At 64.0% G+C, this 26,178-nt stretch carries 20 protein-coding genes and 3 rRNA genes; 7 read left to right on the top strand and 16 right to left on the bottom strand.

Annotated elements, in window-relative coordinates; genetic code table 11:
* Window positions 1-32: 32 nt before the first annotated feature.
* Both G6N47_RS15550 and glgB read left to right on the top strand, forming a co-directional pair.
* Entirely contained in the window at window positions 33-2,111 is a 2,079-nt protein-coding gene (locus G6N47_RS15550; protein ID WP_083134698.1) for an alpha-1,4-glucan--maltose-1-phosphate maltosyltransferase, read from the top strand.
* Window positions 2,112-2,118: 7 nt separating this feature from the next.
* Complete coding sequence (glgB, locus tag G6N47_RS15545) at window positions 2,119-4,314, top strand: 1,4-alpha-glucan branching protein GlgB (protein WP_083134673.1); 2,196 nt, start codon at window positions 2,119-2,121, stop codon at window positions 4,312-4,314.
* 5 nt (window positions 4,315-4,319) lie between these two features.
* Here the strand turns inward: glgB and G6N47_RS15540 are convergent, their stop codons facing one another.
* Window positions 4,320-5,231 carry a tetratricopeptide repeat protein gene (locus G6N47_RS15540; RefSeq protein WP_083134672.1) on the bottom strand — a complete coding sequence of 304 codons (912 nt, stop codon included), beginning with the start codon at window positions 5,229-5,231 and terminating at the stop codon, window positions 4,320-4,322.
* 101 nt (window positions 5,232-5,332) lie between these two features.
* A complete protein-coding gene (locus G6N47_RS15535; RefSeq protein ID WP_083134671.1) occupies window positions 5,333-6,514 on the bottom strand; it encodes an acetyl-CoA C-acetyltransferase in 1,182 nt (393 codons plus the stop codon).
* A gap of 80 nt (window positions 6,515-6,594) precedes the next feature.
* Between G6N47_RS15535 and mce the strand changes: the two genes are divergently transcribed.
* Entirely contained in the window at window positions 6,595-7,071 is a 477-nt protein-coding gene (gene mce / locus G6N47_RS15530) for a methylmalonyl-CoA epimerase (protein ID WP_083134670.1), read from the top strand.
* Here the strand turns inward: mce and G6N47_RS15525 are convergent.
* Entirely contained in the window at window positions 7,068-7,364 is a 297-nt protein-coding gene (locus tag G6N47_RS15525; protein WP_083134669.1) for a hypothetical protein, read from the bottom strand. The two genes, mce and G6N47_RS15525, sit on opposite strands and share 4 nt — an antisense overlap.
* A 3-nt stretch (window positions 7,365-7,367) precedes the next feature.
* Entirely contained in the window at window positions 7,368-8,039 is a 672-nt protein-coding gene (gene nucS, locus G6N47_RS15520) for an endonuclease NucS (RefSeq protein ID WP_083134668.1), read from the bottom strand.
* 49 nt (window positions 8,040-8,088) lie between these two features.
* On the opposite strand from nucS, the gene G6N47_RS15515 reads away from it, so the two are divergent.
* The 3 genes from G6N47_RS15515 (at window position 8,089) to G6N47_RS15505 (ending at window position 11,738) form a co-directional block, all read left to right on the top strand.
* Entirely contained in the window at window positions 8,089-9,693 is a 1,605-nt protein-coding gene (locus tag G6N47_RS15515; protein WP_083134667.1) for an adenylate/guanylate cyclase domain-containing protein, read from the top strand.
* A 63-nt stretch (window positions 9,694-9,756) separates the two neighbouring features.
* Window positions 9,757-11,244 carry a DNA-3-methyladenine glycosylase 2 family protein gene (locus tag G6N47_RS15510; RefSeq protein ID WP_083134666.1) on the top strand — a complete coding sequence of 496 codons (1,488 nt, stop codon included), beginning with the start codon at window positions 9,757-9,759 and terminating at the stop codon, window positions 11,242-11,244.
* The gene (locus G6N47_RS15505; RefSeq protein ID WP_083134665.1) at window positions 11,241-11,738 is read left to right on the top strand and encodes a methylated-DNA--[protein]-cysteine S-methyltransferase; all 498 of its coding nucleotides are present in this window, start codon (window positions 11,241-11,243) and stop codon (window positions 11,736-11,738) included. Before G6N47_RS15510 ends, G6N47_RS15505 begins: the two co-directional genes overlap by 4 nt.
* A 40-nt stretch (window positions 11,739-11,778) precedes the next feature.
* On the opposite strand, the gene rrf is transcribed toward G6N47_RS15505, so the two are convergent.
* The 4 genes from rrf to murA all read right to left on the bottom strand — a co-directional run bounded on the left by rrf (window position 11,779) and on the right by murA (window position 18,340).
* Window positions 11,779-11,893, bottom strand: a 5S ribosomal RNA gene (rrf, locus tag G6N47_RS15500).
* A gap of 73 nt (window positions 11,894-11,966) precedes the next feature.
* A 23S ribosomal RNA gene (locus G6N47_RS15495) occupies window positions 11,967-15,077 on the bottom strand.
* Window positions 15,078-15,329: 252 nt separating this feature from the next.
* Window positions 15,330-16,864 (bottom strand): 16S ribosomal RNA (locus tag G6N47_RS15490).
* The 16S, 23S and 5S rRNA genes sit together here, the layout of an rRNA operon.
* A 222-nt stretch (window positions 16,865-17,086) precedes the next feature.
* Window positions 17,087-18,340: a UDP-N-acetylglucosamine 1-carboxyvinyltransferase gene (gene murA / locus G6N47_RS15485; protein WP_083134763.1), complete on the bottom strand. Its 1,254-nt coding sequence runs from the start codon at window positions 18,338-18,340 to the stop codon at window positions 17,087-17,089.
* A 59-nt stretch (window positions 18,341-18,399) separates the two neighbouring features.
* Here murA and G6N47_RS15480 point away from each other — a divergent pair, with 59 nt between their 5' ends.
* The gene (locus G6N47_RS15480; RefSeq protein WP_083134764.1) at window positions 18,400-18,990 is read left to right on the top strand and encodes a cob(I)yrinic acid a,c-diamide adenosyltransferase; all 591 of its coding nucleotides are present in this window, start codon (window positions 18,400-18,402) and stop codon (window positions 18,988-18,990) included.
* 11 nt (window positions 18,991-19,001) lie between these two features.
* Here G6N47_RS15480 and G6N47_RS15475 read toward each other — a convergent pair whose 3' ends face one another.
* The 8 genes from G6N47_RS15475 to G6N47_RS15440 are packed head-to-tail and all read right to left on the bottom strand — an operon-like array spanning window position 19,002 to window position 26,175.
* Window positions 19,002-19,445 (bottom strand): DUF2550 domain-containing protein, encoded by a 444-nt coding sequence (locus G6N47_RS15475; protein ID WP_045380045.1) that lies wholly within the window; start codon window positions 19,443-19,445, stop codon window positions 19,002-19,004.
* A 15-nt stretch (window positions 19,446-19,460) separates the two neighbouring features.
* Window positions 19,461-19,826 carry a F0F1 ATP synthase subunit epsilon gene (locus G6N47_RS15470; protein WP_083134765.1) on the bottom strand — a complete coding sequence of 122 codons (366 nt, stop codon included), beginning with the start codon at window positions 19,824-19,826 and terminating at the stop codon, window positions 19,461-19,463.
* 32 nt (window positions 19,827-19,858) lie between these two features.
* Window positions 19,859-21,388 carry a F0F1 ATP synthase subunit beta gene (gene atpD / locus G6N47_RS15465; protein ID WP_083134766.1) on the bottom strand — a complete coding sequence of 510 codons (1,530 nt, stop codon included), beginning with the start codon at window positions 21,386-21,388 and terminating at the stop codon, window positions 19,859-19,861.
* A 23-nt stretch (window positions 21,389-21,411) separates the two neighbouring features.
* On the bottom strand, window positions 21,412-22,335 hold the full coding sequence (locus G6N47_RS15460) for a F0F1 ATP synthase subunit gamma (protein ID WP_083134767.1): 924 nt from the start codon (window positions 22,333-22,335) through the stop codon (window positions 21,412-21,414).
* Between the two features lie 6 nt (window positions 22,336-22,341).
* Complete coding sequence (gene atpA / locus G6N47_RS15455; protein ID WP_083134768.1) at window positions 22,342-23,994, bottom strand: F0F1 ATP synthase subunit alpha; 1,653 nt, start codon at window positions 23,992-23,994, stop codon at window positions 22,342-22,344.
* Between the two features lie 46 nt (window positions 23,995-24,040).
* Window positions 24,041-25,381, bottom strand: coding sequence for a F0F1 ATP synthase subunit B/delta (locus G6N47_RS15450; RefSeq protein ID WP_083134769.1), 1,341 nt, complete (start codon window positions 25,379-25,381; stop codon window positions 24,041-24,043).
* A gap of 5 nt (window positions 25,382-25,386) precedes the next feature.
* Window positions 25,387-25,920, bottom strand: coding sequence for a F0F1 ATP synthase subunit B (locus G6N47_RS15445; RefSeq protein ID WP_083134770.1), 534 nt, complete (start codon window positions 25,918-25,920; stop codon window positions 25,387-25,389).
* A gap of 9 nt (window positions 25,921-25,929) precedes the next feature.
* On the bottom strand, window positions 25,930-26,175 hold the full coding sequence (locus G6N47_RS15440; RefSeq protein WP_099539703.1) for a F0F1 ATP synthase subunit C: 246 nt from the start codon (window positions 26,173-26,175) through the stop codon (window positions 25,930-25,932).
* Between the last annotated feature and the right edge of the window lie 3 nt (window positions 26,176-26,178).

Here is a 26,178-nt window from a genome sequence, read left to right as displayed (position 1 = left end):
CGAATGTCCCCGAAAAGGAGGGCGGAGTCGCGGTGCCAGGTCGTGTCGAGATCGATGACGTCCAGCCCGTCGTGTCCTGCGGCGCGTACCCGGCTAAGGCCGTGGTCGGCGAGGTGGTTCCGGTCCGGGCATCGGTCTGGCGCGAAGGCCATGAGGCCGTGGCGGCCACGCTGGTGGTTCGCTACCTGGGACCCCATTACCCGCAGGTCAGCGAGACACGGCGGGTCAAGGCCGTGCAGGTGGCCGAAAAGGACGCGCTCGAGACGACGACGCGGGTCAAGCCACTGCTGCTGCCGATGACGATGGGTGAAGAGCCCTACGTGTTCCACGGACAGTTCGTCCCCGACAGCGTCGGGCTGTGGACCTTCCGGGTGGACGGCTGGGGTGACCCGATCCACAGTTGGCGACACGCGGTCGTGGCCAAGCTGGACGCCGGCCAGGGCGAGACGGAGCTGTCCAACGACCTGCTGGTCGGCGCCCGGTTGCTGGAACGGGCGGCCACCGGCGTGCCGCGCAGCCAACGCGAACCCCTGCTGACGGCCGCGGCCGCGCTGCGCAAACCGGGCGATCCGCTGACCCGCGCGGCCGCCGCGCTGAGCCCCCGGGTCGAGGAACTGCTGGCGCAGTATCCGCTGCGCGACCTGCTCACTCGCGGCGACCAGTACGGGGTCTGGGTGGACCGCCCGGAGGCCCGCTTCGGCGCGTGGTACGAGATGTTCCCGCGGTCGACCGGCGGTTGGGACGCCGACGGCAACCCGGTGCACGGGACCTTCGCCACCGCCGCGGCGGCGCTGCCCCGCATCGCGGAGATGGGCTTCGACGTCGTGTACCTGCCGCCGATCCACCCGATCGGCAAGGTCCACCGCAAGGGCCGCAACAACACCGCCACCGCCGTACCGGGCGACGTCGGATCACCCTGGGCGATCGGCAGCGACGAGGGCGGCCACGATGCGGTGCATCCGGCGCTGGGCACCATCGACGACTTCGACGACTTCGTGGCGGCCGCCCGCGACCTCGGGATGGAGGTGGCGCTGGATCTGGCGCTGCAGTGCGCGCCCGATCATCCGTGGGCGCGCGAACACCGCGAGTGGTTCACCGAACTGCCCGACGGCACCATCGCCTACGCGGAAAATCCGCCGAAGAAGTACCAGGACATCTATCCGCTCAACTTCGACAACGACCCGGCGGGCCTCTACGACGAGGTGCTGCGCGTGGTGCGGCATTGGATCGACCACGGCGTCAAGATCTTTCGGGTCGACAATCCGCACACCAAGCCGCCGAATTTCTGGGCGTGGCTGATTGCTCAGGTGAAAGCAGCCGATCCCGATGTGCTGTTCTTGTCGGAGGCGTTCACGCCGCCGGCCCGCCAGTACGGGCTCGCCAAACTCGGCTTCACCCAGTCCTACACGTATTTCACCTGGCGCACCGCCAAGTGGGAACTCACCGAATTCGGCCAGGAGATCGCCGAACTCGCCGACTTCCGCCGACCCAACCTGTTCGTCAACACTCCCGACATCCTGCACGCCGTGCTGCAACACAACGGCCCGGGCATGTTCGCGATTCGGGCGGTGCTGGCCGCGACGATGAGCCCGGCCTGGGGAATGTATTCCGGTTACGAGCTTTTCGAGCATCGGGCGGTGCGCGAAGGCAGCGAGGAATACCTGGACTCGGAGAAGTACGAGTTGCGGCCCCGCGACTTCGCGGGTGCCCTGGCCGAGGGCAGGTCGCTGGAGCCGTTCATCGCCCGGCTCAACAACATTCGCCGGTTGCATCCGGCGCTGCGTGAGTTGCGCACCATTCGGTTCCACAGCATCGACAACGACGCGCTGCTGGCCTACAGCAAGTTCGACTCGACCACCGGCGACTGCGTGCTGGTGGTGGTGACGCTCAATGCGTTCGGACCGGAAGAGGCGACGTTGTGGTTGGACATGGCCGCACTGGGTATGGAGCCCTACGAACGGTTCTGGGTGCGCGACGAGATAACGGGTGAGGAATACCAGTGGGGCCAAGCCAATTACGTGCGCATCGATCCTGCCCGGGCGGTCGCCCACATCATCAACATGCCGCTGATCCCGTCCGAAGCCCGATACCCGCTGCTGCGCCGGAGGTGACGCCGCAATGACCCCGACCGACCAACTCGCCAGGACTCACCTGACGCCCGAGCCCAGTGATCTGGATCGCCTGGTAGCCGGCGTGCACCACGACCCGCACAGCATCCTGGGTGCCCACGAATACGGTAATCACACCGTGGTGCGGGCATTTCGGCCGCACGCGTCCGAAGTTGTCGCACTCGTCGGCGGGGACCGCTATCCGCTGCAACACATCGATTCCGGTCTGTTCGCCGTCGCGCTGCCGTTCACCAACCTCATCGACTACCGGCTGGAGGTGAGCTACGACGGCGCTGACCCCCAGACCGTCGCCGACGCGTACCGCTTCCTGCCGACGCTGGGTGAAGTGGACCTGCACCTGTTCGCCGAGGGCCGCCACGAGCGGCTGTGGGAGGTGCTGGGCGCGCACCGCCGCTCGTTCACCACCGCCGACGGTGTCGTCGAGGGTGTGTCGTTCGCCGTGTGGGCGCCGAATGCCAAGGGCGTCAGCCTGATCGGGGAATTCAATCACTGGGGCGGCAACGACGCACCGATGCGGGTACTGGGCTCCTCCGGTGTGTGGGAGCTGTTCTGGCCCGACTTCCCGCTCGACGGCCTCTACAAGTTCCGGGTGCACGGCGCCGACGGCAGCGTCACCGACCGGGCCGACCCGTTCGCGTTCGCCACCGAGGTGCCGCCGCACACCGCGTCGCGGGTCTACGCCAGCGACTACACCTGGGGCGACTCCGATTGGATGACCCAGCGCGTCCGGCGCAACCCGGTTTTCGAGCCGATGAGCACCTACGAGGTCCACCTGGGATCATGGCGGCCCGGGCTGAGCTACCGCGACCTCGCGCGTGAGCTGACCGATTACGTTGTGGCGCATGGCTTTACCCATGTCGAGATGCTTCCGGTCGCCGAGCACCCGTTCGCGGGCTCGTGGGGCTACCAGGTCACGTCCTATTACGCGCCGACGTCGCGATTCGGCACACCCGACGACTACCGCTACCTGGTCGACACCCTGCACCAGGCCGGCATCGGCGTCATCGTGGACTGGGTCCCCGCGCACTTCCCGAAGGATGCCTGGGCGCTGGGCAGGTTCGACGGCACGCCGCTCTATGAGCACTCCGACCCCAAGCGTGGCGAGCAACTGGACTGGGGCACTTACGTGTTCGACTTCGGCCGCCCAGAGGTTCGCAATTTCCTGGTGGCCAACGCGCTGTACTGGCTGCAGGAGTTCCACGTCGACGGCCTGCGGGTGGATGCCGTCGCCTCGATGCTCTACCTGGACTACTCGCGGCCCGCGGGCGGCTGGACGCCGAACATCTACGGCGGCCGGGAAAACCTGGAAGCAGTGCAGTTTCTGCAGGAGATGAACGCCACCGCGCACCGGGTGGCGCCGGGCATCGTCACCGTCGCCGAGGAGTCGACGTCATGGCCCGGTGTGTCACGACCGACCAATGTTGGCGGCCTTGGCTTTTCGATGAAGTGGAATATGGGCTGGATGCACGACACGCTCGACTACATCAGCCACGACCCGGTGCATCGCAGCTATCACCACCACGAGATCACCTTCTCGATGCTGTACGCGTTCAGCGAGAACTTCGTGCTGCCGCTCAGCCACGACGAGGTGGTGCACGGCAAGGGCACGCTGTGGGGACGCATGCCCGGCAACGACCACCTCAAGGCGGCCGGGCTGCGCAGCCTGCTGGCCTACCAGTGGGCCCACCCCGGCAAGCAGCTGCTGTTCATGGGACAGGAATTCGGGCAGCGCGCCGAATGGTCCGAGGAGCGCGGTCTGGATTGGTTCCAGCTCGACGAGAACAGCTTCTCCACCGGCATCCTGCATTTTGTGCGTGACATCAACACGATCTACCGCAGCCGCCCGGCACTGTGGAGTCAGGACACCACCCCCGACGGCTACTCCTGGATCGACGCCAACGACTCGGCTAACAACGTGTTGAGCTTCCTGCGCTACGGCAGCGACGGCTCGGTCATGGCGTGCGTGTTCAATTTCGCCGGCGTCGAGCACAGCAACTACCGGCTCGGCCTACCCACGGCCGGCCGCTGGCGCGAGGTGCTCAACACCGACGCGGCCGACTACCACGGCAGCGGTATCGGAAACCTCGGCGGCGTCGAAGCGACCGACGAGCCATGGCACGGCCGCCCGGCGTCGGCGGTGCTGGTGTTGCCGCCCAACTCGGCGCTCTGGCTGGAACCTGAGTAAGGCGCTCAGTACAGCGCGTTGGCGAGGTTGCGCCGGCCGGCGATCACTTCAGGGTCGGCCGGATCAAACAGCTCGAACAACTCGATGAGCCGGGTGCGAACTTTCGTGCGCTCGTCGCCGGAAGTCCGTCGCACCAGGGCGATCAGCCGGTCAAAGGCGCCGGTCACATCCTGGTTGAGGAGCTGCACGTCGGCGGCAGCAAAGGCGGCGTCGATGTCGTCGGGCGCCGCGTCGGCGACCGCCACCGCATCCGGCGGCTGTTCCGTCGCGCGCATCAGGAAAGCGATCTGGCGGACCGCGCCCTTGGCTTCGGCATGGTTGGGATTGGCGTCCAGGATCGCCTGATACGAGTCGAGCGCCGCGACGAAGTCACCGTCCTGAAGCTGTTGGCGTGCCTGCGCCAGCGCCGGGTCGACTTCCTCGGCGCCCTCGGAATCGGGTGCGCCGCTGAGCTTTCCGGCGGTCGCCGACAGCAGCGAGTCCACCCAGCGGCGTAGCTGGTCGGCCGGCTGCATGCCCTGAAAGCTCGACAGCGGCTGCCCGGCGGCCAATGCCACCACGGTCGGCACCACCTGGATGCCGAAGATCTGGGCCACCTCGGGAACGGTGTCGACGTTGACGGTCGCCAGTGACCACTTGCCGCCGTCGTCGGCGGCCAGACCGCCCAGGATCTCGGCAAGCTGCAGGCACACATCGCTGCGTGGCGACCACAACAACACCACGACCGGCGCCTGATTGGACCGGACCAACACCTCGTCTTCGAAGTTGGCGGTGGTGATCTCGACCCCGGCCGGCTTCCCCGAGCCGGCGCCGGCGTCGCGGCCTGCGGATGAACTCTGCTGGGCCCGCTGCTTGAGTGCGGACAGGTCGACCGCTCCCGCGAGGGCGGGCCCAATCGGGGGTCGGGGACGGCTCACGTCGTCAAGTCTGGCACGACGCCACCGGTGTCCCGCCACCCGGTCGCGGGGCTTCGGTGACCAAAATCACAGCCGCCCTCCCGGGGCAACGCCAGCAACTATCAGCCGGCCCGCAGGATCAGCGCGTCGCCCTGACCGCCGGCGCCGCACAGGGCTGCGACGCCGTAGCCGGAGCCGCGGCGCGCCAATTCGAGAGCCGCATGCAGCGTGATGCGCGCACCCGACATGCCGATCGGATGACCGACCGCGATCGCGCCGCCGTTGACGTTGACGATTTCGGGGTCGACACCCAGTTCCCTGGTCGACGCGAGCGCCACCGCTGCGAACGCCTCGTTGATCTCCACCACGTCAAGTTGGTCGACCGAGATGCCCTCGCGGCCAAGCGCTTTCTTGATTGCGTTGGCGGGCTGCGACTGCAGCGTCGAGTCCGGACCGGCCACCACGCCGTGCGCTCCGATCTCCACCAACCACGACAACCCGAGTTCTTCGGCCTTGGCCTTGTTCATCACGACGACCGCGGCCGCACCGTCGGAGATCTGCGACGACGACCCCGCCGTGATGGTGCCGTCCTTGCGGAACGCCGGCTTGAGGCCGGCCAGCGATTCCGCCGTGGTGTTGGCGCGAATGCCTTCGTCCTCGTTGAACTCCAGCGGATCCCCTTTGCGCTGCGGGATATTCACCGGCACAACCTCGTCTGCGAAGACGCCGTCCTTCCAGGCGGCGGCCGCCTTCTGGTGTGAGCGCGCGGCGAACTCGTCCTGTTCGCGGCGGGTGAACTTGTCGGTGTCGTTGCGCTGCTCGGTCAGCGCACCCATCGGCTGGTCGGTGAACACGTCGTGCAGCCCGTCGTAGGCCATGTGGTCGCGCACCGTCACATCGCCGTACTTGTAGCCGGCCCGGCTGTCGATCAGCAGATGCGGGGCCTTGGTCATGGACTCCTGGCCGCCGGCGACCACGACGTCGAACTCGCCTGCCCGGATGAGCTGGTCGGCCAGGGCGATCGCGTCGATGCCGGACAGGCACATCTTGTTGATGGTCAGCGCGGGCACATCCCAACCGATGCCGGCGGCGACCGCGGCCTGACGGGCGGGCATCTGCCCGGCTCCTGCCGTCAGCACCTGGCCCATGATCACGTATTCGACCGCCGACGCGGGCACCTTGGCCTTCTCCAGAGCGCCGGCGATCGCGATGGCGCCCAGGTCACTGGCCGAGAAATCCTTCAGCGAGCCCATCAACTTGCCGATGGGCGTCCGTGCTCCAGCAACTATCACCGACGTCGTCATGAGAACCTCCGAAAGGGGCGAAAACGGCCGATTTTGTGGCCGATGAAGCGCAATCTTTCCCGTCAGGTTACCGTGACGTTATGACCACCGAACACGTTGATGTCCGTCGTACGCTGGCCAGCGCGTTGGTGACGGCGGTCGATCACGTCGGCATCGCGGTGCCCGACCTCGACGCGGCGATCGCCTGGTACCACGACCACCTCGGCATGATCGTGCTGCACGAGGAAGTCAACGACGAGCAGGGCATCCGCGAGGCGATGCTTTCGGTGCGCGGCGCTCCGGTCGGCAGCGCGCAGGTCCAGCTGATGGCCCCGATCGACGAGTCGTCGGCGATCGCGAAATTCCTCGACAAGCGCGGGCCGGGCATCCAGCAACTGGCCTACCGGGTCAGCGACCTGGAGGCGCTGACCGAGCGGCTGCGCAGCCAGGGCGTCCGGCTGCTCTACGACGCGCCGCGGCGCGGCACCGCGGATTCGCGGATCAACTTCATCCACCCGAAAGACGCCGGCGGCGTTTTGATCGAGTTGGTCGAGCCGGCAGCCGATTCGGCCCACTAAGTCCACTTGCGCGTAGGCCCGCGGGTTGCGCGGTTGGCCCAGCACGGCGTGTGCCAGTGTCGGCGGTCTTCCACCGCGGCCTCCCCCGCATCAGCGCGCCATACCACCACATGTGCTGTCCCGGAACGGATTTCGTGGTCGCAGCCCGGGCATCGGTATGTCTTGGCGGCTCGAGCGGCGGCAACGGGCCGCACTTCGTACTCGTAGCCGTCAGGCCCGGTTTCCAGCCGTCGCATACCCGGCAGCGGCCTTGCCGGCTGCTGCCGACGTGGTGGTGTGCGACGCCGGGCCATATTTCAGAATAGCCGGTATTCGTCGCTATCCATGCCTCGCATTTGATCGTAATCCAATGTCAGACAACGGATTCCACGATCGATGGCCAAAGTCCGGGCCTGTGGCTTGATCTGTTGCGCCGCGAATACCCCGCTCACCGGTGCCAGCAAGCTGTCGCGGTTGAGCAATTCGAGGTAGCGGGTGAGCTGCTCGACACCATCGATCTCGCCGCGCCGCTTGATCTCGACAGCGACGGAGCGGCCCTGCTCGTCACGGCAGAGCAGATCGACCGGCCCGATCGGGGTCATGTACTCCCGACGCACCAGGGTGTATCCGGCGCCGAGCAGCTCGACATGTTCGGCGAGCAGCGCCTGCAGATGCGCCTCGACGCCGTCCTTGACCAGCCCGGGATCCACGCCCAGCTCATGACAGGAGTCATGCTCGATCTCCTCGACTGTGATCCGCAGCTGCTCCCCGGCCTTGTTCTCGACCACCCAGACCGGCTGCGGCCCGTCGAGCTCCTCGGTGAGCCGGCACGGCGGGCTCATCCAGTTCAGCGGTTTGTAGGCCCGGTCGTCGGCATGCACGCTCACCGAGCCGTCCGCCTTGAAAAGCAGAAGCCGACGCGCGGACGGCAGATGGGCGGTGAGCCGGCCCAGGTAGTCGACCGTGCACCGGGCGATCACGAGACGCACGCGACTCACCTTAAGGGCCGTCGAGCGGACAAATTAGGCTGACGCCACCATGATGGCCCAGAGAACACTGGCCCAACGGCTGGGCCGGCTGCTGGAGCGCGTGACCCGGCAGAGCGGTCGGCTACCCGAGACCCCGGCGTACGGCTCCTGGCTGCTCGGCAAGGTATCGGAAAGCCAACGGCGCCGGCGGGTGCGCATTCAGGTCATCCTCACGGTGTTCATCGTCGGGGTGAACCTGATCGGGATCGGCGTGGATCTGCTGTTGCTCAGCATCGCCTTTCCGGTACCCAGCGTCTTTTCCGACGCGCCCGCATGGCTCACCTTCGCGGCCGTGCCGGCCTATATCGGGGTCGCGCTGGTACTGGGTACCTATTGGATCACCCGGCGCACGGTCGGCGTACTGCGCTGGGCGATCGAAGAACGCAAGCCCAGCGGGTCCGACGAGCGCAACACCTTCCAGGCTCCGGCGCGGGCGGCGGCCGTCAACTTCATCCTGTGGGGTATGGGAGCGGCGCTGTTCACGACTCTCTACGGGCTGACCAACAGCCTGTTCATTCCGCAAACCCTGTTTTCGGTGAGCTTTTGCGGTGTCTTGGTCGCCACAGCGTGCTATCTCATTTTCGAGTTCACGCTGCGGCCGGTGGCCGCCCAGGCGCTCGAGGCCGGGCCGCCGCCACGGCGTTTCGCCCCGGGCATCATGGGCCGGACCATGATGGTGTGGATGCTGGGTTCCGGTGTGCCAGTGATCGGCATCGCGCTGACCGCGTTTTTCGCGCTGGTACTGCGCAACATGACCGAGACGCAGTTCGGGGTGGCGGTGCTGATCTTGTCGGCGGCCACGCTGGTGTTCGGATTCACGCTGATGTGGCTGCTGTCCTGGCTCATCGCAACACCCGTGCGGGTTGTGCGCGCCGCGCTCAAGCGCGTCGAACAGGGCGACCTGAAGGTCGATTTGGTGGCGTTCGACGGCACCGAACTCGGGGAATTGCAAAGCGGTTTCAACGCGATGGTCAACGGACTGCGAGAGCGCGAACGCGTGCGCGACCTGTTCGGCCGCCATGTCGGTCGCGAAGTGGCCGCGGCCGCTGAACGGGAGCGGCCCCAGCTCGGTGGCGAAGAACGCCATGTGGCAGTGATTTTCGTCGACATCGTCGCTTCGACGCAGTTGGTGACGAAGCGACCGGCCACGGAGATCGTGAAATTGCTCAACCGGTTCTTCGCGGTGATCGTCGACGAGGTCGACCGCCATCGCGGACTCGTCAACAAGTTCGAAGGTGACGCGACACTGGCCATCTTCGGTGCGCCAAATCGCCTGGAGCATCCCGAGGACCACGCGCTGGCCGCCGCTCGCGCCATCGCCGAGCGGCTGGAGCGCGAGGTGTCGGAGTGCCAAGCCGGCATCGGGGTGGCGGCGGGACAGGTGGTCGCCGGCAACGTCGGCGCCAAGGAACGATTCGAATACACGGTGATCGGTGAGCCGGTCAACGAAGCGGCGCGGCTCAGCGAACTGGCCAAGTCGCAACCCACGCGGTTGTTGGCGTCGTCGGATGCGATCGAGTGCGCCAGCGACGAGGAGCGTGCCCATTGGTCGTTCGGTGAGACTGTCACGCTCCGCGGCCACGACGAGCCCACCCGGCTGGCCACCCTCGCCTAGCGCCATCACGTTGATGTCGCTTTTCCGCTAGTGCTGTCGGCGCCCAGGTGTAATGGTCGAATCGTGCATGAAGACTTCGACCGCTGCTATCGGGCCGTGCAGTCCAAGGACGCCCGGTTCGACGGCTGGTTCGTCACCGCCGTATTAACCACCGGCATCTATTGCCGGCCCAGCTGTCCCGTGCGGCCACCGTTTGCCCGGAACGTGCGGTTCTACCCGACCGCGGCGGCCGCCCAGCGGGCCGGCTTTAGGGCGTGCAAGCGGTGCCGGCCGGACGCGTCGCCGGGTTCGCCGGAATGGAACGTGCGCGGTGACGTCGTCGCGCGGGCAATGCGACTCATCGCCGACGGCACCGTGGACCGCGAAGGCGTCGGCGGCCTGGCCGCCCGCCTCGGCTACACCGCGCGTCAGCTGGAGCGGTTGCTGCAGGCCGAGCTCGGCGCGGGACCGCTCGCGCTGGCCCGCGCTCAGCGCACGCAGACCGCCCGCGTGCTGATCGAGACGACCGACCTGCCATTCAGCGACGTCGCGTTCGCCGCGGGATTTTCCAGCATCCGCCAGTTCAACGAGACGCTGCGGGCAGTGTGCGACAGCACTCCCACCGCGTTACGCCAACGGGCCGCGGCCCACTTCGGGTGCAACCACACCTCACCGGGGTCGGTGACACTGCGCCTGCCGGTACGGACACCGTTCGCCTACGAAGGCGTCTTCGGTCACCTGGCCGCGGGCGCGGTCCCCGGCTGCGAAGAAGTGCGCGACGGCATGTACCGCCGCTCACTGCGACTCCCGGCGGGCAACGGCGTCGTCAGCCTCGCGCCGGCACCCGATCACGTCCGCTGCCAGCTGGTGCTCGACGACTTCCGCGACCTGACGACGGCGATCGCCCGGTGCCGACGGCTGTTGGACCTCGACGCCGACCCCGAGGCGGTGATCGACGTGTTGACGGCTGACCCTGAGCTCGCCGCGGTGGTAGCCAAGGCGCCGGGCCAACGCATTCCTCGCACCGTCGACGAAAGCGAACTGGCCATCCGCGCCGTGCTGGCTCAACAGGTCTCGACAAAAGCCGCCAGCACCCACGCGGGCAGGCTGGTCGCCGCTTACGGGCAACCGGTACCGGATGCCGGTGGCAGCCTGTCACACACCTTCCCGTCGGTCGAGCAACTGGCCGAGATCGACCCGGCTCATCTGGCGGTGCCCAAGGCGCGGCGACGCACAGTGACGGCGTTGGTCGCGGGACTCGCCGACGGCCGCGTGGTGCTCGACTCGGGTTGCGACTGGGAGGCGGCCCGCCAGCAGCTGCTGATGTTGCCCGGCGTGGGTCCTTGGACGGCCGAAGTGATTGCCATGCGTGCACTGGGCGACCCGGATGCTTTTCCGGCCAGCGACCTCGGACTGCGACTGGCCGCCAAACAGCTGGGTCTACCGGCGGATCAGCGGGCGCTCATCGAGCGCAGCCTGCGGTGGCGCCCATGGCGGTCCTACGCCACCCAGCATCTCTGGACGACGCTGGACCATCCGGTGAACCATTGGCCCTCAAAGGAGATCGCATGATCCACTACCGCACCATCGACAGCCCGATTGGCCCGCTGACGCTGGCCGGGCGCGGCGACGTCTTGACAAACCTGCGCATGGTCGATCAGACGTATGAGCCCAGCCGTGCTGACTGGACGCTCGATGAGGACGCATTTCAGGACGCCGTCGATCAACTTGAAGCATATTTCGCCGGCAATCGCACCGAATTCGAGCTGAGACTCGACATGGCCGGGACCGAGTTTCAGCGCCGAGTCTGGCACGCGCTTACGACGATCCCCTACGGCGAAACTCGCTCCTACGGCGAAATCGCAAGACAGATTGGGGCTGTTGGCGCGGCACGGGCGGTCGGATTGGCCAATGGCCGTAACCCTATTGCCATTATCGTGCCGTGCCACCGGGTAATCGGCGCGAGCGGAAGCCTTACCGGCTATGGCGGCGGTTTGGACCGTAAGCGATCACTTCTCGAATTAGAGAAACGCCATAAATCCGCGACTCTCACGCTTTTCGATTAGAATTGAAAAAGGGCACCTTGTGGGTGCCCTTTTTGTGGGTGTTCGGCGGTGTCCTACTTTTCCACCCGGGGTGGGTAGTATCATCGGCGCTGGCAGGCTTAGCTTCCGGGTTCGGGATGGGGCCGGGCGTTTCCCTGCCGCTATGGACCGCCGTAACTTTATTGAATTCTATTCTAGTTTAGTTGTTGGTGGTGGGGTGGGGTTGTGGGGGTTGTGGTGTGGTTGCGTGTGGGTAAGTTTTCGGCCGGTTAGTGCCAGTTCCCTGCGCCCGTTGCCGGGTGTGTAGGTCTGGTCTATTGATCCCGTGGTCTGCGGGGGGCCTTATCCCTCCTAGAGGGTGAGAAGCCTGGTCTTGGAGAAGGTTTCCCGCTTAGATGCTTTCAGCGGTTATCCTGGCCGAACGTGGCTATCCAGCGGTGCCCCTGGCGGGACAACTGGTGCACCAGAGGTTCGTCCGTCCCGGTCCTCTCGTACTAGGGACAGGTTTCCTCAAGCTTCTGACGCGCGCGGCGGATAGAGACCGAACTGTCTCACGACGTTCTAAACCCAGCTCGCGTGCCGCTTTAATGGGCGAACAGCCCAACCCTTGGGACCTGCTCCAGCCCCAGGATGCGACGAGCCGACATCGAGGTGCCAAACCATCCCGTCGATATGGACTCTTGGGGAAGATCAGCCTGTTATCCCCGGGGTACCTTTTATCCGTTGAGCGACACCCCTTCCACTCGGGGGTGCCGGATCACTAGTCCCGACTTTCGTCCCTGCTTGACATGTCCGTCTTGCAGTCAAGCTCCCTTGTGCACTTGCACTCGCCACCTGATTGCCGTCCAGGTTGAGGGAACCTTTGGGCGCCTCCGTTACATTTTAGGAGGCAACCGCCCCAGTTAAACTACCCGCCAGGCACTGTCCCTGAACCCGGTTCAGGGTTCGAGGTTAGATGTCCAATACGATCAGAGTGGTATTTCAACAACGACTCCACCAAAACTGGCGTTCTGGTTTCACAGTCTCCCACCTATCCTACACAAACCGCATCGAACATCAATACCAAGTTGTAGTGAAGGTCCGGGGTCTTTTCGTCCTGCCGCGCGTAACGAGCATCTTTACTCGTAGTGCAATTTCGCCGAGTCTATGGTTGAGACAGTTGAGAAGTCGTTACGCCATTCGTGCAGGTCGGAACTTACCCGACAAGGAATTTCGCTACCTTAGGATGGTTATAGTTACCACCGCCGTTTACTGGGGCTTAAATTCTCAGCTTCACCGAATTACTTCGGTTAACCGGTCCTCTTAACCTTCCAGCACCGGGCAGGCGTCAGTCCGTATACCTCGTCTTGCGACTTCGCACGGACCTGTGTTTTTAGTAAACAGTCGCTTCTCACTGGTTTGTGCCACCCCATCCCGCTCCCCCAGCAAGTGGGTTCACGGTGTTGGGGTCCCCCTTCTCCCGAAGTTACGGGGGCATTTTGCCGAGTTCCTTAACCATAGTTGACTCGTACGCCTCGGTATTCTCTACCTGACCACCTGTGTCGGTTTGGGGTACGGGCCGTGTGTGCACTCGCTAGAGGCTTTTCTCGGCAGCATAGGATCACCGAATTCACCCCAATCGGCTATGCATCACCTCTCGGACTCATGAACGACGGATTTGCCTATCGTTCGTCCTACGGGCTTGCCCCAGCACCACCATCGGCTGGTACGGCTACCTTCCTGCGTCACCCCATCGCTTACCTACTACCAGCGAAGATCCCACGCAGCAGGCACGCGTCACTGATCCGAAGATCACCGATCACGCACCGTTTGGGTGGTTAGTACCGCTGATTCGGTACGGGCGCGCACACACGGGTACGGGAATATCAACCCGTTGTCCATCGACTACGCCTGTCGGCCTCGCCTTAGGTCCCGACTCACCCTGGGCGGACTGGCCTGGCCCAGGAACCCTTGGTCTTCCGGCGGGCAAGGTTCTCACTTGCCTTATCGCTACTCATGCCTGCATTCTCACTCCCCACACCTCCACCACTAGGTCACCCTGTGGCTTCGCTGGTGAGGGACGCTCCACCCAACAACCCCGAAGGGCCGTTGCCGCGGCTTCGGCGGTGTGCTTGAGCCCCGCTACATTATCGGCGCACAATCACTTGACCAGTGAGCTATTACGCACTCTTTCAAGGATGGCTGCTTCTAAGCCAACCTCCTGGTTGTCTTTGCGACTGCACATCCTTTCCCACTTAGCACACGCTTAGGGGCCTTAGCCGGCGATCTGGGCTGTTTCCCTTTCGACGCACGGAGCTTATCCCCCGCCGTCTCACTGCCACACTTCCCACTACGGCATTCGGGTTTGGCTGACGTCAGTAACCTAGTAGGGCCCATCGGCCATCCAGTAGCTCTACCTCCGCAGTGAACCATGCAACGCTGCACCTAAATGCATTTCGGGGAGAACCAGCTATCACGGAGTTTGATTGGCCTTTCACCCCTACCCACAACTCATCCCCTCAGTCTTCAACCTAAGTGGGTTCGGGCCTCCACGCGGTCTTACCCGCGCTTCACCCTGGCCATGGGTAGATCACCCCGCTTCGGGTCCACAACACACCACTACACCCCACACGTGGGGATACGCCCTATTCAGACTCGCTTTCGCTGCGGCTCCCCCACAACGGGTTAACCTCGCGACATGTCAGTGACTCGCAGGCTCATTCTTCAAAAGGCACGCCATCACCCCACAAAGAGGCTTTGACGGATTGTAGGCACACGGTTTCAGGTACTCTTTCACTCCCCTCCCGGGGTACTTTTCACCATTCCCTCACGGTACTAATCCGCTATCGGTCATCAGGAAGTATTCAGGCTTACCGGGTGGTCCCGGCAGATTCACAGCAGATTCCACGGGCCCGCTGCTACTCGGGAACGCTTCCACAGGAGCCATGATGTTTTCGCCTACCGGGCTCTCACCGTCTACGGCAGACCATCCCAGGCCACTTCGACTAACACCACGATTTCTCACTCCCGCCCAGGCCGGCGGACCCGAAACGAAAACGCCCCACAACACCGCACACACAACCCCCGCCGGGTATCACATGCATACGGTTTAGCCATCCTCCGCGTTCGCTCGCCACTACTAACGGAATCACACTTGTTTTCTTCTCCTACGGGTACTGAGATGTTTCACTTCCCGCGTTCCCCCACACGCCTATACATTCAACGTGTGGTGACACCACATCACTGGTGCCGGGTTACCCCATTCGGACATCCTCGGATCCACGCTCGGTTGACAACTCCCCGAGGCATATCGCAGCCTCCCACGTCCTTCATCGGCCCCTGATGCCAAGGCATCCACCATGCGCCCTAACACACTTACACACAAAACACTCGACAAAAACCGTCAAACAACAGCTTTTGCTTTCAGATGCTCGCAACCACTATCCACAACTCAAACACCACACCCCACCACCAAGCGAGGCGACAACACACAGGTGTTGCCTCAGGACCCAACAGTGTGCCGGCGATCTTGTTTTCAACGTTGTTGTGCACCCAGCCCCCACCCACTACAGGCGAGAACTCCTCACGGCTCGGAATGCGCCCAGTGCGCACCCCATTTCGTGGTGCTCCTTAGAAGGAGGTGATCCAGCCGCACCTTCCGGTACGGCTACCTTGTTACGACTTCGTCCCAATCGCCGATCCCACCTTCGACCACTCCCTCCCTTGCGGGTTAGGCCATGGGCTTCGGGTGTTACCGACTTTCATGACGTGACGGGCGGTGTGTACAAGGCCGGGAACGTATTCACCGCAGCATTGCTGATCTGCGATTACTAGCGACTCCGACTTCACGGGGTCGAGTTGCGAACCCCGATCCGAACTGAGACCGGCTTTACAAGGATTCGCTAAACCTCACGGCATCGCAGCCCTTTGTACCGGCCATTGTAGCATGTGTGAAGCCCTGGACATAAGGGGCATGATGACTTGACGTCATCCCCACCTTCCTCCGAGTTGACCCCGGCAGTCTCTCACGAGTCCCCGCCATCACGCGCTGGCAACATGAGACAAGGGTTGCGCTCGTTGCGGGACTTAACCCAACATCTCACGACACGAGCTGACGACAGCCATGCACCACCTGCACACAGACCACAAGGGAAGCACCATCTCTGATGCCGTCCTGTGCATGTCAAACCCAGGTAAGGTTCTTCGCGTTGCATCGAATTAATCCACATGCTCCGCCGCTTGTGCGGGCCCCCGTCAATTCCTTTGAGTTTTAGCCTTGCGGCCGTACTCCCCAGGCGGGGTACTTAATGCGTTAGCTACGGCACGGATCCCAAGGAAGGAAACCCACACCTAGTACCCACCGTTTACGGCGTGGACTACCAGGGTATCTAATCCTGTTCGCTCCCCACGCTTTCGCTCCTCAGCGTCAGTTACTGCCCAGAGACCCGCCTTCGCCACCGGTGTTCCTCCTGATATCTGCGCATTCCACCGCTACACCAGGAATTCCAGTCTCCCCTGCAGTACTCCAGTCTGCCCGTATCGCCCGCACGCCCCCAGTTAAGCCAGGGAATTTCACGAACAACGCGACAAACCACCTACGAGCTCTTTACGCCCAGTAATTCCGGACAACGCTCGCACCCTACGTATTACCGCGGCTGCTGGCACGTAGTTGGCCGGTGCTTCTTCTCCACCTACCGTCACCCCAACAACACGCTGAAGCTTCGTCGATGGTGAAAGAGGTTTACAACCCGAAGGCCGTCATCCCCCACGCGGCGTCGCTGCATCAGGCTTGCGCCCATTGTGCAATATTCCCCACTGCTGCCTCCCGTAGGAGTCTGGGCCGTATCTCAGTCCCAGTGTGGCCGGACACCCTCTCAGGCCGGCTACCCGTCGTCGCCTTGGTAGGCCATCACCCCACCAACAAGCTGATAGGCCGCGGGCCCATCCCACACCGCAAAAAAGCTTTCCACCACACACCATGCAGCATGTGGTCCTATCCGGTATTAGACCCAGTTTCCCAAGCTTATCCCGAAGTGCAGGGCAGATCACCCACGTGTTACTCACCCGTTCGCCACTCGAGTGTTCCCGAAAGAACCTTTCCGTTCGACTTGCATGTGTTAAGCACGCCGCCAGCGTTCGTCCTGAGCCAGGATCAAACTCTCCAAACAAAAATCAGAGAAACCTGACTACAACAAAACAAAAACCACACCCCAACCACGGGGCAGTCAAGGCATGGCAAAAACAACAACAAACAAAACCACCAAACACACTATTGAGTTCTCAAACAACACCCATGAACAGGCAACCCTGCCACTATACTCCGCGACAAAGGCCCGGTCAACTCCGGTAACTGCTCCGCTCTAGGACCAGCAGGAGTCGTTAAGTCCTCGCTATTCTACCCGCTCGATCTCAGCTCCGAGACTGGCCAGGTTCTCCACGAACAACGGATATCCGCGATCAATGTGGAAGACGTCGTGGACCTCGGTGTCGCCGTCCGCCACGAGCCCGGCGAGTACCAGCCCGGCACCGGCGCGGATGTCGGAACACCACACCGGCGCGCTGGACAGTTGCGGAAGACCACGCACGACGGCGTGGTGTCCGTCGGTGCGAGCGTCGGCGCCGAGGCGGATCATCTCCTCGACGAACCGGAATCGCGCTTCGAAGACATTCTCGGTGATCATCGACGTTCCGTCGGCGATCGAAGCCAACGCGATCGCCATCGGCTGCAGATCGGTCGGGAATCCCGGGAACGGCAACGTCGCGACATTGACGGCCTTGGGGCGCTCGTACTGCACCACCCGGAAACTGTTGTCGGTCTGGGTGACGGTGGCGCCGGCGTCGTGCAGTTTGTGCAGTACGACCTGCAGATGCGCCGGGTCGATCCCGGACACCGTGATGTCGCCGCGGGTCATGGCTGCGGCGATCCCCCAGGTGGCGGCTACGATCCGATCCCCGATCACCCGATGCTCGGTGGGATGCAGCTGCGGGACACCGGTAATCGTCATCGTCGGTGAGCCCGCGCCTTCGACCTGTGCGCCCATCTGATTCAACATCGTGCAGAGGTCGACCACGTCCGGCTCGCGCGCCGCATTGTGAATTGTGGTGACTCCGTCGGCCAGAACAGCAGCCATCAAGATGTTCTCGGTGGCTCCCACCGAAGGGAACTCCAGCTGAATCTCCGCGCCGCGCAACATTTCTGCTTGCGCAACCACGCAGCCGTGCTCAATGTTGCAGCGTGCGCCCAACTGCCGCAGGCCGGCCTGGTGCATGTCCAGCGGACGTGAGCCGATGGCGTCACCGCCAGGTAGCGCAACCTTGGCCCGCTTGCATCGACCAACCAGCGGCCCCAATACGCAGACTGATGCTCGGAATTGACGCACGGCGGCGAAGTCCGCGTCGTATTTCGGCTCGTCCGGGGATGTTATCCGGACGGTGTCGCCGGCGAGTTCGACGGTGGCGCCGAGGCCTCGCAACACCTCTGCCATCAACGGGACGTCAAGAATGTCGGGGCAGTTGGTGATGGTGCTGGTGCCCTCGGCCAACAGCGCTGCGGCCATCAACTTGAGAACGCTATTTTTGGCGCCCCCAACAGCAACTTCGCCCGACAACCGGTTGCCACCGGTCACCACGAAACGCTCCGCCACCCGCGTTAGTTTAGTGAGCGGTATCGCCCCTGTCAGTCAGCCCGGTAACGTTTTGAACCATGGCAGTACATCTGACCCGCATCTATACCCGCACCGGCGATGACGGGACGACGGGATTGAGCGATTTTTCGCGGGTCTCCAAGACCGACGCCCGGCTGGTTGCCTATGCCGATTGCGACGAGGCCAACGCGGCTATCGGCGCCGCGATCGCGTTGGGAAACCCCGAGCAGCGCATCGTCGAGGTGTTGCGGCAGATCCAGAACGACTTGTTCGATGCGGGTGCCGACCTTTCCACGCCGGTGGTAGAAAATCCGAAACACCCTCCACTGCGTGTCACGCAGCCCTACATAGACCGGCTGGAGCGTTGGTGCGACGAGTTCAACGAAGGACTGTCGGCACTGAATTCCTTTGTGCTGCCTGGGGGTTCGCAGCTTTCGGCGCTGCTGCATGTCGCGCGCACTGTGGTCCGCCGAGCCGAACGTTCGGCATGGTGTGCCATAAACTCGCACCCCTCGGATGTCAGCCCGCTGCCGGCAAAGTATTTGAATCGACTATCGGACTTGCTGTTTATCCTGTCCCGGCTGGCCAACCCGGAGGGCGACGTGCTCTGGCAGCCGGGCGGCGGACAATCCGAGCAGTCCGCCACATAGGCGCTAGGACGTCAGGTGCTGCGGCGGCGTGCGCGTGGTGAGGGACGCGATTCCAGCCAGGACAAGAATGCCGTCAACGCGCCTCGGTCCAAAGCGATTTCATAACCCCGCCTTCGGTCCTGGGTTGTGTCACGCAGTTCGAGTACGACGATCTCTTCGGTCATGATGTCGAACTCGTCTCCGCGAGGTGCGCGCCGCGAAATGATTTCGATACCACGCCTGCTGAGTCGGCGATCCGGCCATAGCCGAACGCTCGACAGCCGGTAGAACGCGGCCTCGCCGCCGCGGTAGCGGACTACGCCGTGGCGCCAGCCATGTCCGCCCACGGCGGGAATGTCGCGCATGATGGCAGCCGTACCGCCCTGGCGCAGCTTCCACAGCCGAAAACTCAATGCCAGGACCGCAAGTCCCAACAAGGCGATGAGCACGACCATGCCGACCATGGGCGCGCTCATCGGCCGCGAGCCCCTTTAGTCGAGCGCGCCGAGCGCGCGCAATCTGGCGCGGCCCCTGGCCGCGACGCGGGGATCGTCGGACTCGGAATCCTGTTTCGCGGCCGCCTCGTCGATCTCGGATTCGAATTCCGCGGACTCGGCGAGAATGCTGACGCCTTCCTCGGTGACCGATAGGAAGCCGCCGTCCACCGCGATGCGCAAATCCTTTTCGCCCTCACGCTCGACACGCACCATGGCGTCGTCGACCAACTGGGCTACCAACGGAATATGCCTTGGCATAATGCCGATCTCGCCAACAGTGGTCCGGGTGAAGACGAAAGTCCCTTTGCCCGACCAGATCTTGCGATCGACGGCGACGATCTCGACGTCCAATTCGGCCATCTCACACTAACCTTTCGCCGCTGAACCCTCGCTCAGTCGCCGTCTTTGGCTGTCCCGTTGCCGCCATTGTCTTTCTTGGCGCCGGACTTCTTCGAACCGCCGCCGTCCAGCTTGGCGCCGAACGTCTCCGCCTTCTTGGCCAAGTCGTCCAGACCACCGATCAGGAAGAAGGCCTGCTCGGGGACGTGGTCGAACTCGCCCTTGCAGAGCCGGTCGAAGGCCTCGATGGTCTCCTTCACCGGCACCGTGGAACCCGGCTGACCGGTGAACTGCTCGGCGGCCATCATGTTCTGCGAGAGGAAGCGTTCGATACGCCGTGCGCGCTGCACCTGCTGCTTGTCCTCTTCGGAGAGCTCATCGATACCAAGAATCGCGATGATGTCCTGAAGATCCTTGTAGCGCTGCAGGATCCGAATGACTTCCTGCGCCACCCGGTAGTGCTCGTCGCCGACCACGGCCGGGTCGAGGATGGTCGAGCTGGACGCCAGCGGGTCCACTGCCGGGAAGATGCCTTTCGAGAACACCGACCGGCTCAGCTCGGTGGTGGCGTCAAGGTGGGCGAAGGTGGTCGCAGGCGCGGGGTCGGTGTAGTCGTCGGCGGGGACGTACACCGCCTGCATCGAGGTGATCGACTTGCCGCGCGTCGAGGTAATCCGCTCTTGCAGCTCACCCATTTCGTCGGCCAGCGTGGGCTGATAACCCACCGCCGAGGGCATCCGGCCAAGCAGCGTCGACACCTCCGAACCGGCCTGGGTGAACCGGAAGATGTTGTCGATGAACAACAGCACGTCCTGGCCCTGCTCGTCGCGGAAGTACTCGGCCATGGTGAGCGCCGACAGCGCCACCCGCATACGGGTGCCGGGCGGCTCGTCCATCTGGCCGAACACCAACGCGGTGTCCTTGAGCACGTCGGCTTCGCCCAGTTCGACCCACAGGTCGTTACCCTCGCGGGTCCGCTCACCCACGCCGGCGAAAACCGAAGTACCGCCGAAGTTTCGAGCGATGCGGTTGATCATCTCCTGGATGAGCACCGTCTTGCCCACGCCCGCACCGCCGAACAGCGCGATCTTGCCGCCGCGTACATAGGGCGTCAGGAGGTCGACGACTTTCAGGCCGGTCTCGAGCATCTCGGTGCGAGGCTCCAGCTCGTCGAACGCCGGTGGCTTGCGGTGGATGGGCCAGTGCTCGAAGTCTTTTCCGTAGCCCTCGTCATCCAGACAGTCACCCAGCGCGTTGAAGACGTGGCCCTTGACTCCGTCGCCGACGGGAACCGAAATCGAGGCGCCGGTGTCGATCACCTCGACCCCGCGCACCAGCCCATCGGTGGGCTGCAGGGAGATGGTGCGCACCAGGTTGTCGCCGAGGTGCTGGGCCACTTCGAGTGTCAGCGTCTTCGCCAGTGATTTGAAGGTGACGTCGGCGTGCAGCGCGTTGAACAGGTCCGGCACGGACCCGCGCGGAAACTCGACGTCGACGACGGGTCCGGTCACCCGCACCACGCGCCCGTTGTTGTCGTTGGTCTTGGCGTTGTTCGACTTTTGAGTCTGTTGGGTAGCAGCCATATCTCTTCGCTTCCTAGAGGGGCTTATCCAGCGGCTTCGGCGAGCGCGTTTGCGCCACCGACGATTTCGCTGATTTCCTGGGTGATTTGTGCCTGCCGCTCGCGGTTAGCCTGCAGCGTGAGATCCCTGATGAGATCGTCGGCGTTGTCGCTCGCTGATTTCATTGCCCGTTGGCGTGACGCCAACTCGGACGCCGCGGACTCCAGCATCGCCGTATATACCCGGGTGGTCAGGTACCGCGGCAGCAACGACTCGAACAGCGTCGTGGCATCCGGCTCGAATGAATACAGCGTGTGCAGTCCGGCTTCTTCCTCGACATACTCGATAACCATCGGCGCAATCCGGTGCGCCTCCGCGGACTGCGACATCATCGATTTGAACTCGGTGTAGACGATGTGCAGCTCGTCGACGGGGGCAGGACCACCCTGTCCCTGTGGCTCACCGCCTTCCGCCGCCCCGGCCATGAACGCATTCACCAACGTCTCGGCGACCTCGGCCGCATTCTCATAGCTGGGTCGCTCCGAGAACCCCGTCCACGATTCGCTGATGTCCCAGTTGCGGAACGTGTAGTAATTCAACGCTTTACGACCCACGACGTAGAGCACCGGCGTCTTGCCCTCCTCCCGCAGCAGCGAGAAGAGCTCCTCGGCTCGGCGCAAGACGCTGGAGTTGTACGCGCCGCAGAGGCCGCGGTCAGACGAGACCACCAGCACCCCGGCACGTTTGGGCTCCGGTTGCTCGACCAGCAGCGGATGGTCCAAAGCCGCTTCCTCGGCCAGGGTGGTGAGCATCCGGGTGATTTCCGTGGCGTACGGGCGGGCAGCCTCCAGCCGAGCCTGCGCCTTGCCGATGCGCGAGGTAGCGATCATTTCTTGCGCCTTGGTGATCTTTTTGATCGACCCGGCGGAGCGGATCCGACCCCGCAGTTCGCGAAGTGTGGCAGCCATTTTCGCTTACTTCTTCTTCTTCGGCGGCGCCGGCTTGTGCACCTGCACCGCCTCCTTCGCCAGTTTGTCTTCGTCAAGGGCGTCGACGTGCTCGTCGGGCACCACCGAGCCGCCGCCCGTCGCCGCGAAGCCCTTCTTGAACTCGTTGACCACCTCGGTCAGCTTGTCGGCCAACTCGTCGCTGAGCTTCTGCGATTCCCGAATCTCGGACAGAATGGCCTCTTCGGAAGCGCGAACGTGGTCGAGGAACTCGCTTTCGAAGCGCCGAACGTCTTCCACCGGAACCGAATCCAGGTGACCGCCGGTGCCGAGGAAGATCGCAACCACCTGCTCCTCAACCGGTACCGGCTGGTTTTGCGGCTGCTTGAGCAATTCGACCAAGCGCTCACCACGGGCCAACTGCGCCTTGGATGTGGCGTCCAAGTCGGAGGCGAAGGCCGCGAACGACTCCAGTTCGCGGTACTGCGACAGGTCCAGTCGCAGCGACCCGGCTACTTCTTTCATAGCCTTGATCTGTGCGGCGCCACCGACCCGGGACACCGACACGCCGACGTTGATCGCCGGTCGCACACCCTGGTTGAACAGGTCGGATTCCAAGAAGCACTGCCCGTCGGTGATCGAGATGACGTTGGTCGGGATGTAGGCCGAGATGTCGTTGGCCTTGGTTTCGATGATCGGCAGGCCGGTCAGCGAGCCGCCGCCGAGCTCGTCGGAGAGCTTGGCGCAGCGCTCCAACAGCCGCGAGTGCAGATAGAACACGTCGCCCGGGTAGGCTTCGCGGCCCGGCGGGCGGCGCAGCAGCAGCGAGATCGCGCGGTATGCCTCAGCCTGCTTGGAAAGGTCGTCGAACACGATCAGCACATGCTTGCCCTCATACATCCAGTGCTGAGCGATCGCCGAGCCAGTGTATGGCGCAAGCCATTTGAAGCCGGCGGAGTCCGATGCGGGCGCGGCGACAATCGTCGTGTAGTCCATCGCACCGCCCTCTTCGAGGGTGTGGTGAACGGACGCGATCGTGGTGCCTTTTTGCCCAATGGCGACGTAGACGCAGCGCACCTGCTTTTGCTCGTCGCCGGATTCCCAGTTCTGACGCTGGTTGAGAATGGTGTCGACGCACACCGCGGTCTTGCCGGTCTTGCGGTCGCCGATGATCAGCTGGCGCTGGCCGCGCCCGATCGGGGTCATCGAGTCGATGGCCTTGATCCCGGTCTGCAGTGGTTCTTTGACGCCCTGACGCTGCACCACCGACGGCGCCTGGATCTCCAACGCCCTGCGTTCCTGCGCTTCGATGTCGCCGCGACCGTCGATCGGCTGACCGAGCGGATTGACCACCCGGCCCAGGAACCCGTCGCCGACCGGGACCGACAACACGTCGCCGGTGCGCTTAACCTGCTGGCCCTCTTCGATTTTCTCGAAGTCACCCAGGATCACCGCACCGACGCTGTGCTCGTCGAGGTTGAGCGCGACGCCCAAGACCCCCCCGGGGAATTCGAGCAGCTCCTGCGTCATCACCGACGGCAGGCCCTCGACGTGCGCGATACCGTCGCCCGCGTCGATGACGGTACCGACCTCTTCCCGGGCGGTGTCGGAGGTGAAGGAGCTTACGTATTCCTCGATCGCGCCCTGAATGTCGTCAGCGGAGATTGTCAACTCTGCCATGGCTTTTCGTCTTCCTGCTTGTTGATTGTGGTGATTAGGTGGTTGTTCAGTCCGGTAGCTGGGTCTGCGCTTTGGCGAGACGAGACGACAGCGTCCCGTCGATCACCTCGTCGCCGACCGAGATCGACAGTCCGCCCAGTAGCTCGGGATCGATCTGCATCTGCACCGTCACCGGGTGGCCGTAGATACGGCTCAGCACCTCGGTGATGCGGTTGCGCTGGGTGTCGCTGAGTTCGGTTGCAGCGCTGACGTGTGCGACGACCTCGCCGCGGCGGGCCACCGCCACTTCGGCGAGTTGGAGCACGGCGTCCTCGACAGATTGCCCGCGCAGCAATTGGACGGTTTGGGAGAGCAGCGCCGATGCGACCGGGTTGACGGGGGTGTCCGCGCTGTCGAGCACCTTGCGCAGCAGCCGAACCCGTCCTTCGGCGGGGGCAGAGTAGTCGCCCAGCAGGATGGCCAGACGCGGCTCGGCGTCGAGGATGCGGTTGAACCGGAACAGCTGGTCTTCCACCTCGTCGACCTGACCGGCTTGTTCGGCGCGCATCAACAGTGCATGACGCGCAACGTGTTCCACGGCGTCGACCAGATCAGAACCGGTGGACCAACGTTCGGCGACTGCGCTCTTGAGGACCTCGAGCGCCGGCTCTCCCACCTTCCCGGACACCAGCCGCTCGAGGAGACGGACTCTGGGTCCCGCATCTTCGGCGGGCACGGTGAGATACCGGGTGACCACGATCTCGCGATTGAGCAACGATGCCACCGATGCCAAGTCGTCGGCGAGGGTGGACAATCCGTCGTCGTCGAGGTTCTCGGCGATTTCGCCGAACCGGTCAACGAGGGCGGCCAGCGCACGTCGGCTGGCCGAACGCATCTTGGCCAGGACGGGATACTCGACTTCGGCTGCTGAGGGCGCCATCGCCTCGAGTTCGTCGAGAAAACGGTCGACGGTGCCCGCCTGCTGCTCCGGTTCGGCCACGTAGCCGCGCACCAACTCGCCTGCGCGCTGCACGGATTCGGCGCCGATGTCTGCTCGCAGCTGGCGGATCAGCTGCGCGCGCAGCAGCTCGACCTGCTTGGCACCCTGGGTCTTGATGCGCTCGACTTCGAGGTCGGCCTGGGCGCGCAATTGTTCGGCGATACGTTCCGCGTCGGTGCGCGCCTCCTCGGTGACCCGCTTGGCCTCAGCCTTGGCGTCTTCGAGAGCCTTGGTGTGAGCCTGGCTGGCTTCCTCCAGCTGCTTGGCGGCAGCCGCCGAGTCTTCCAGCTGTTGCCGAACGGTTTCCTGCCGCTCGACCATCAGCTTGCGCACCGGCGGCACGACATAGCGCCAAACCAACAACACGATGGCGATGAACCCGGCCAGTTGCCCGATGAAAGTCGACATCGGCCTTACCGCCTCGACCCGGTGGCGGTCGTCGTGACGGAGGTGGTGATCTCGACGCCCAGGATGCGGCTGGCCAGGGTGGTGGCCATGCCCTCGACCCGGGAGCGCAGCTCCGCAGCCACGGCGTCGCCCTCCCGCTTGAGTTGCTCTGCAGCGTCCTGAAGCGTCGCGGCCACCTGTTCTTCGGCGCGACCGCGCATGTCCTCGATGACCTTGCGTCCTTCGGCCCGGGCATTGTCGCGGGCGGCCGACGCTTCCACCCGGGCCTCGGACATCGCCTTCTCGAAATCTTCCTGGGCAGCGGCGAACTGCTCAGCCGATTTCCTGTTGTCCTCCAGGGTTTTGGTGACCATGTTCTCGCGCTCATGGAGCACCCTCATGATCGGCGGCACGACAAAGGTGCCGATCACGCCGAGCACGATCAAGAAGATGATCAGCACGACGAAGAAGGTTCCGTTGGGAATGAGGAAGTTGTTGCCTTCTGCTTCCTCGGCGGCCCGGCTTGCGACGGCCAGGACGGTAGCGCTCATGTCACCCATTCCTGCGGATTACTTGACTGGTGTGGCGAAGACGAACAACGCCATGAATGCCAGGTTGATGAAGTACATGGCCTCCACCAGACCGACGGTGATGAAGAACGGGGTGAACAGCCGGCCCTGGGCTTCGGGCTGCCGGGCTACACCGGAGATCAGCGCGTTACCGGCGATGCCGTCACCGATAGCCGCGCCGACAGCGCCGCCGCCCAGGATCAGCCCGCCGCCAATGAGCGCGCCGGCTGCGATTTGTGGGTCCAGTCC

Origin of the sequence: Mycobacterium branderi (genome assembly GCF_010728725.1) — a bacterium.
Taxonomy (GTDB): domain Bacteria; phylum Actinomycetota; class Actinomycetes; order Mycobacteriales; family Mycobacteriaceae; genus Mycobacterium; species Mycobacterium branderi.
The sequence above is the reverse complement of the archived record's forward strand: the minus strand, read 5'-3'. Positions and strand labels throughout refer to the sequence as shown.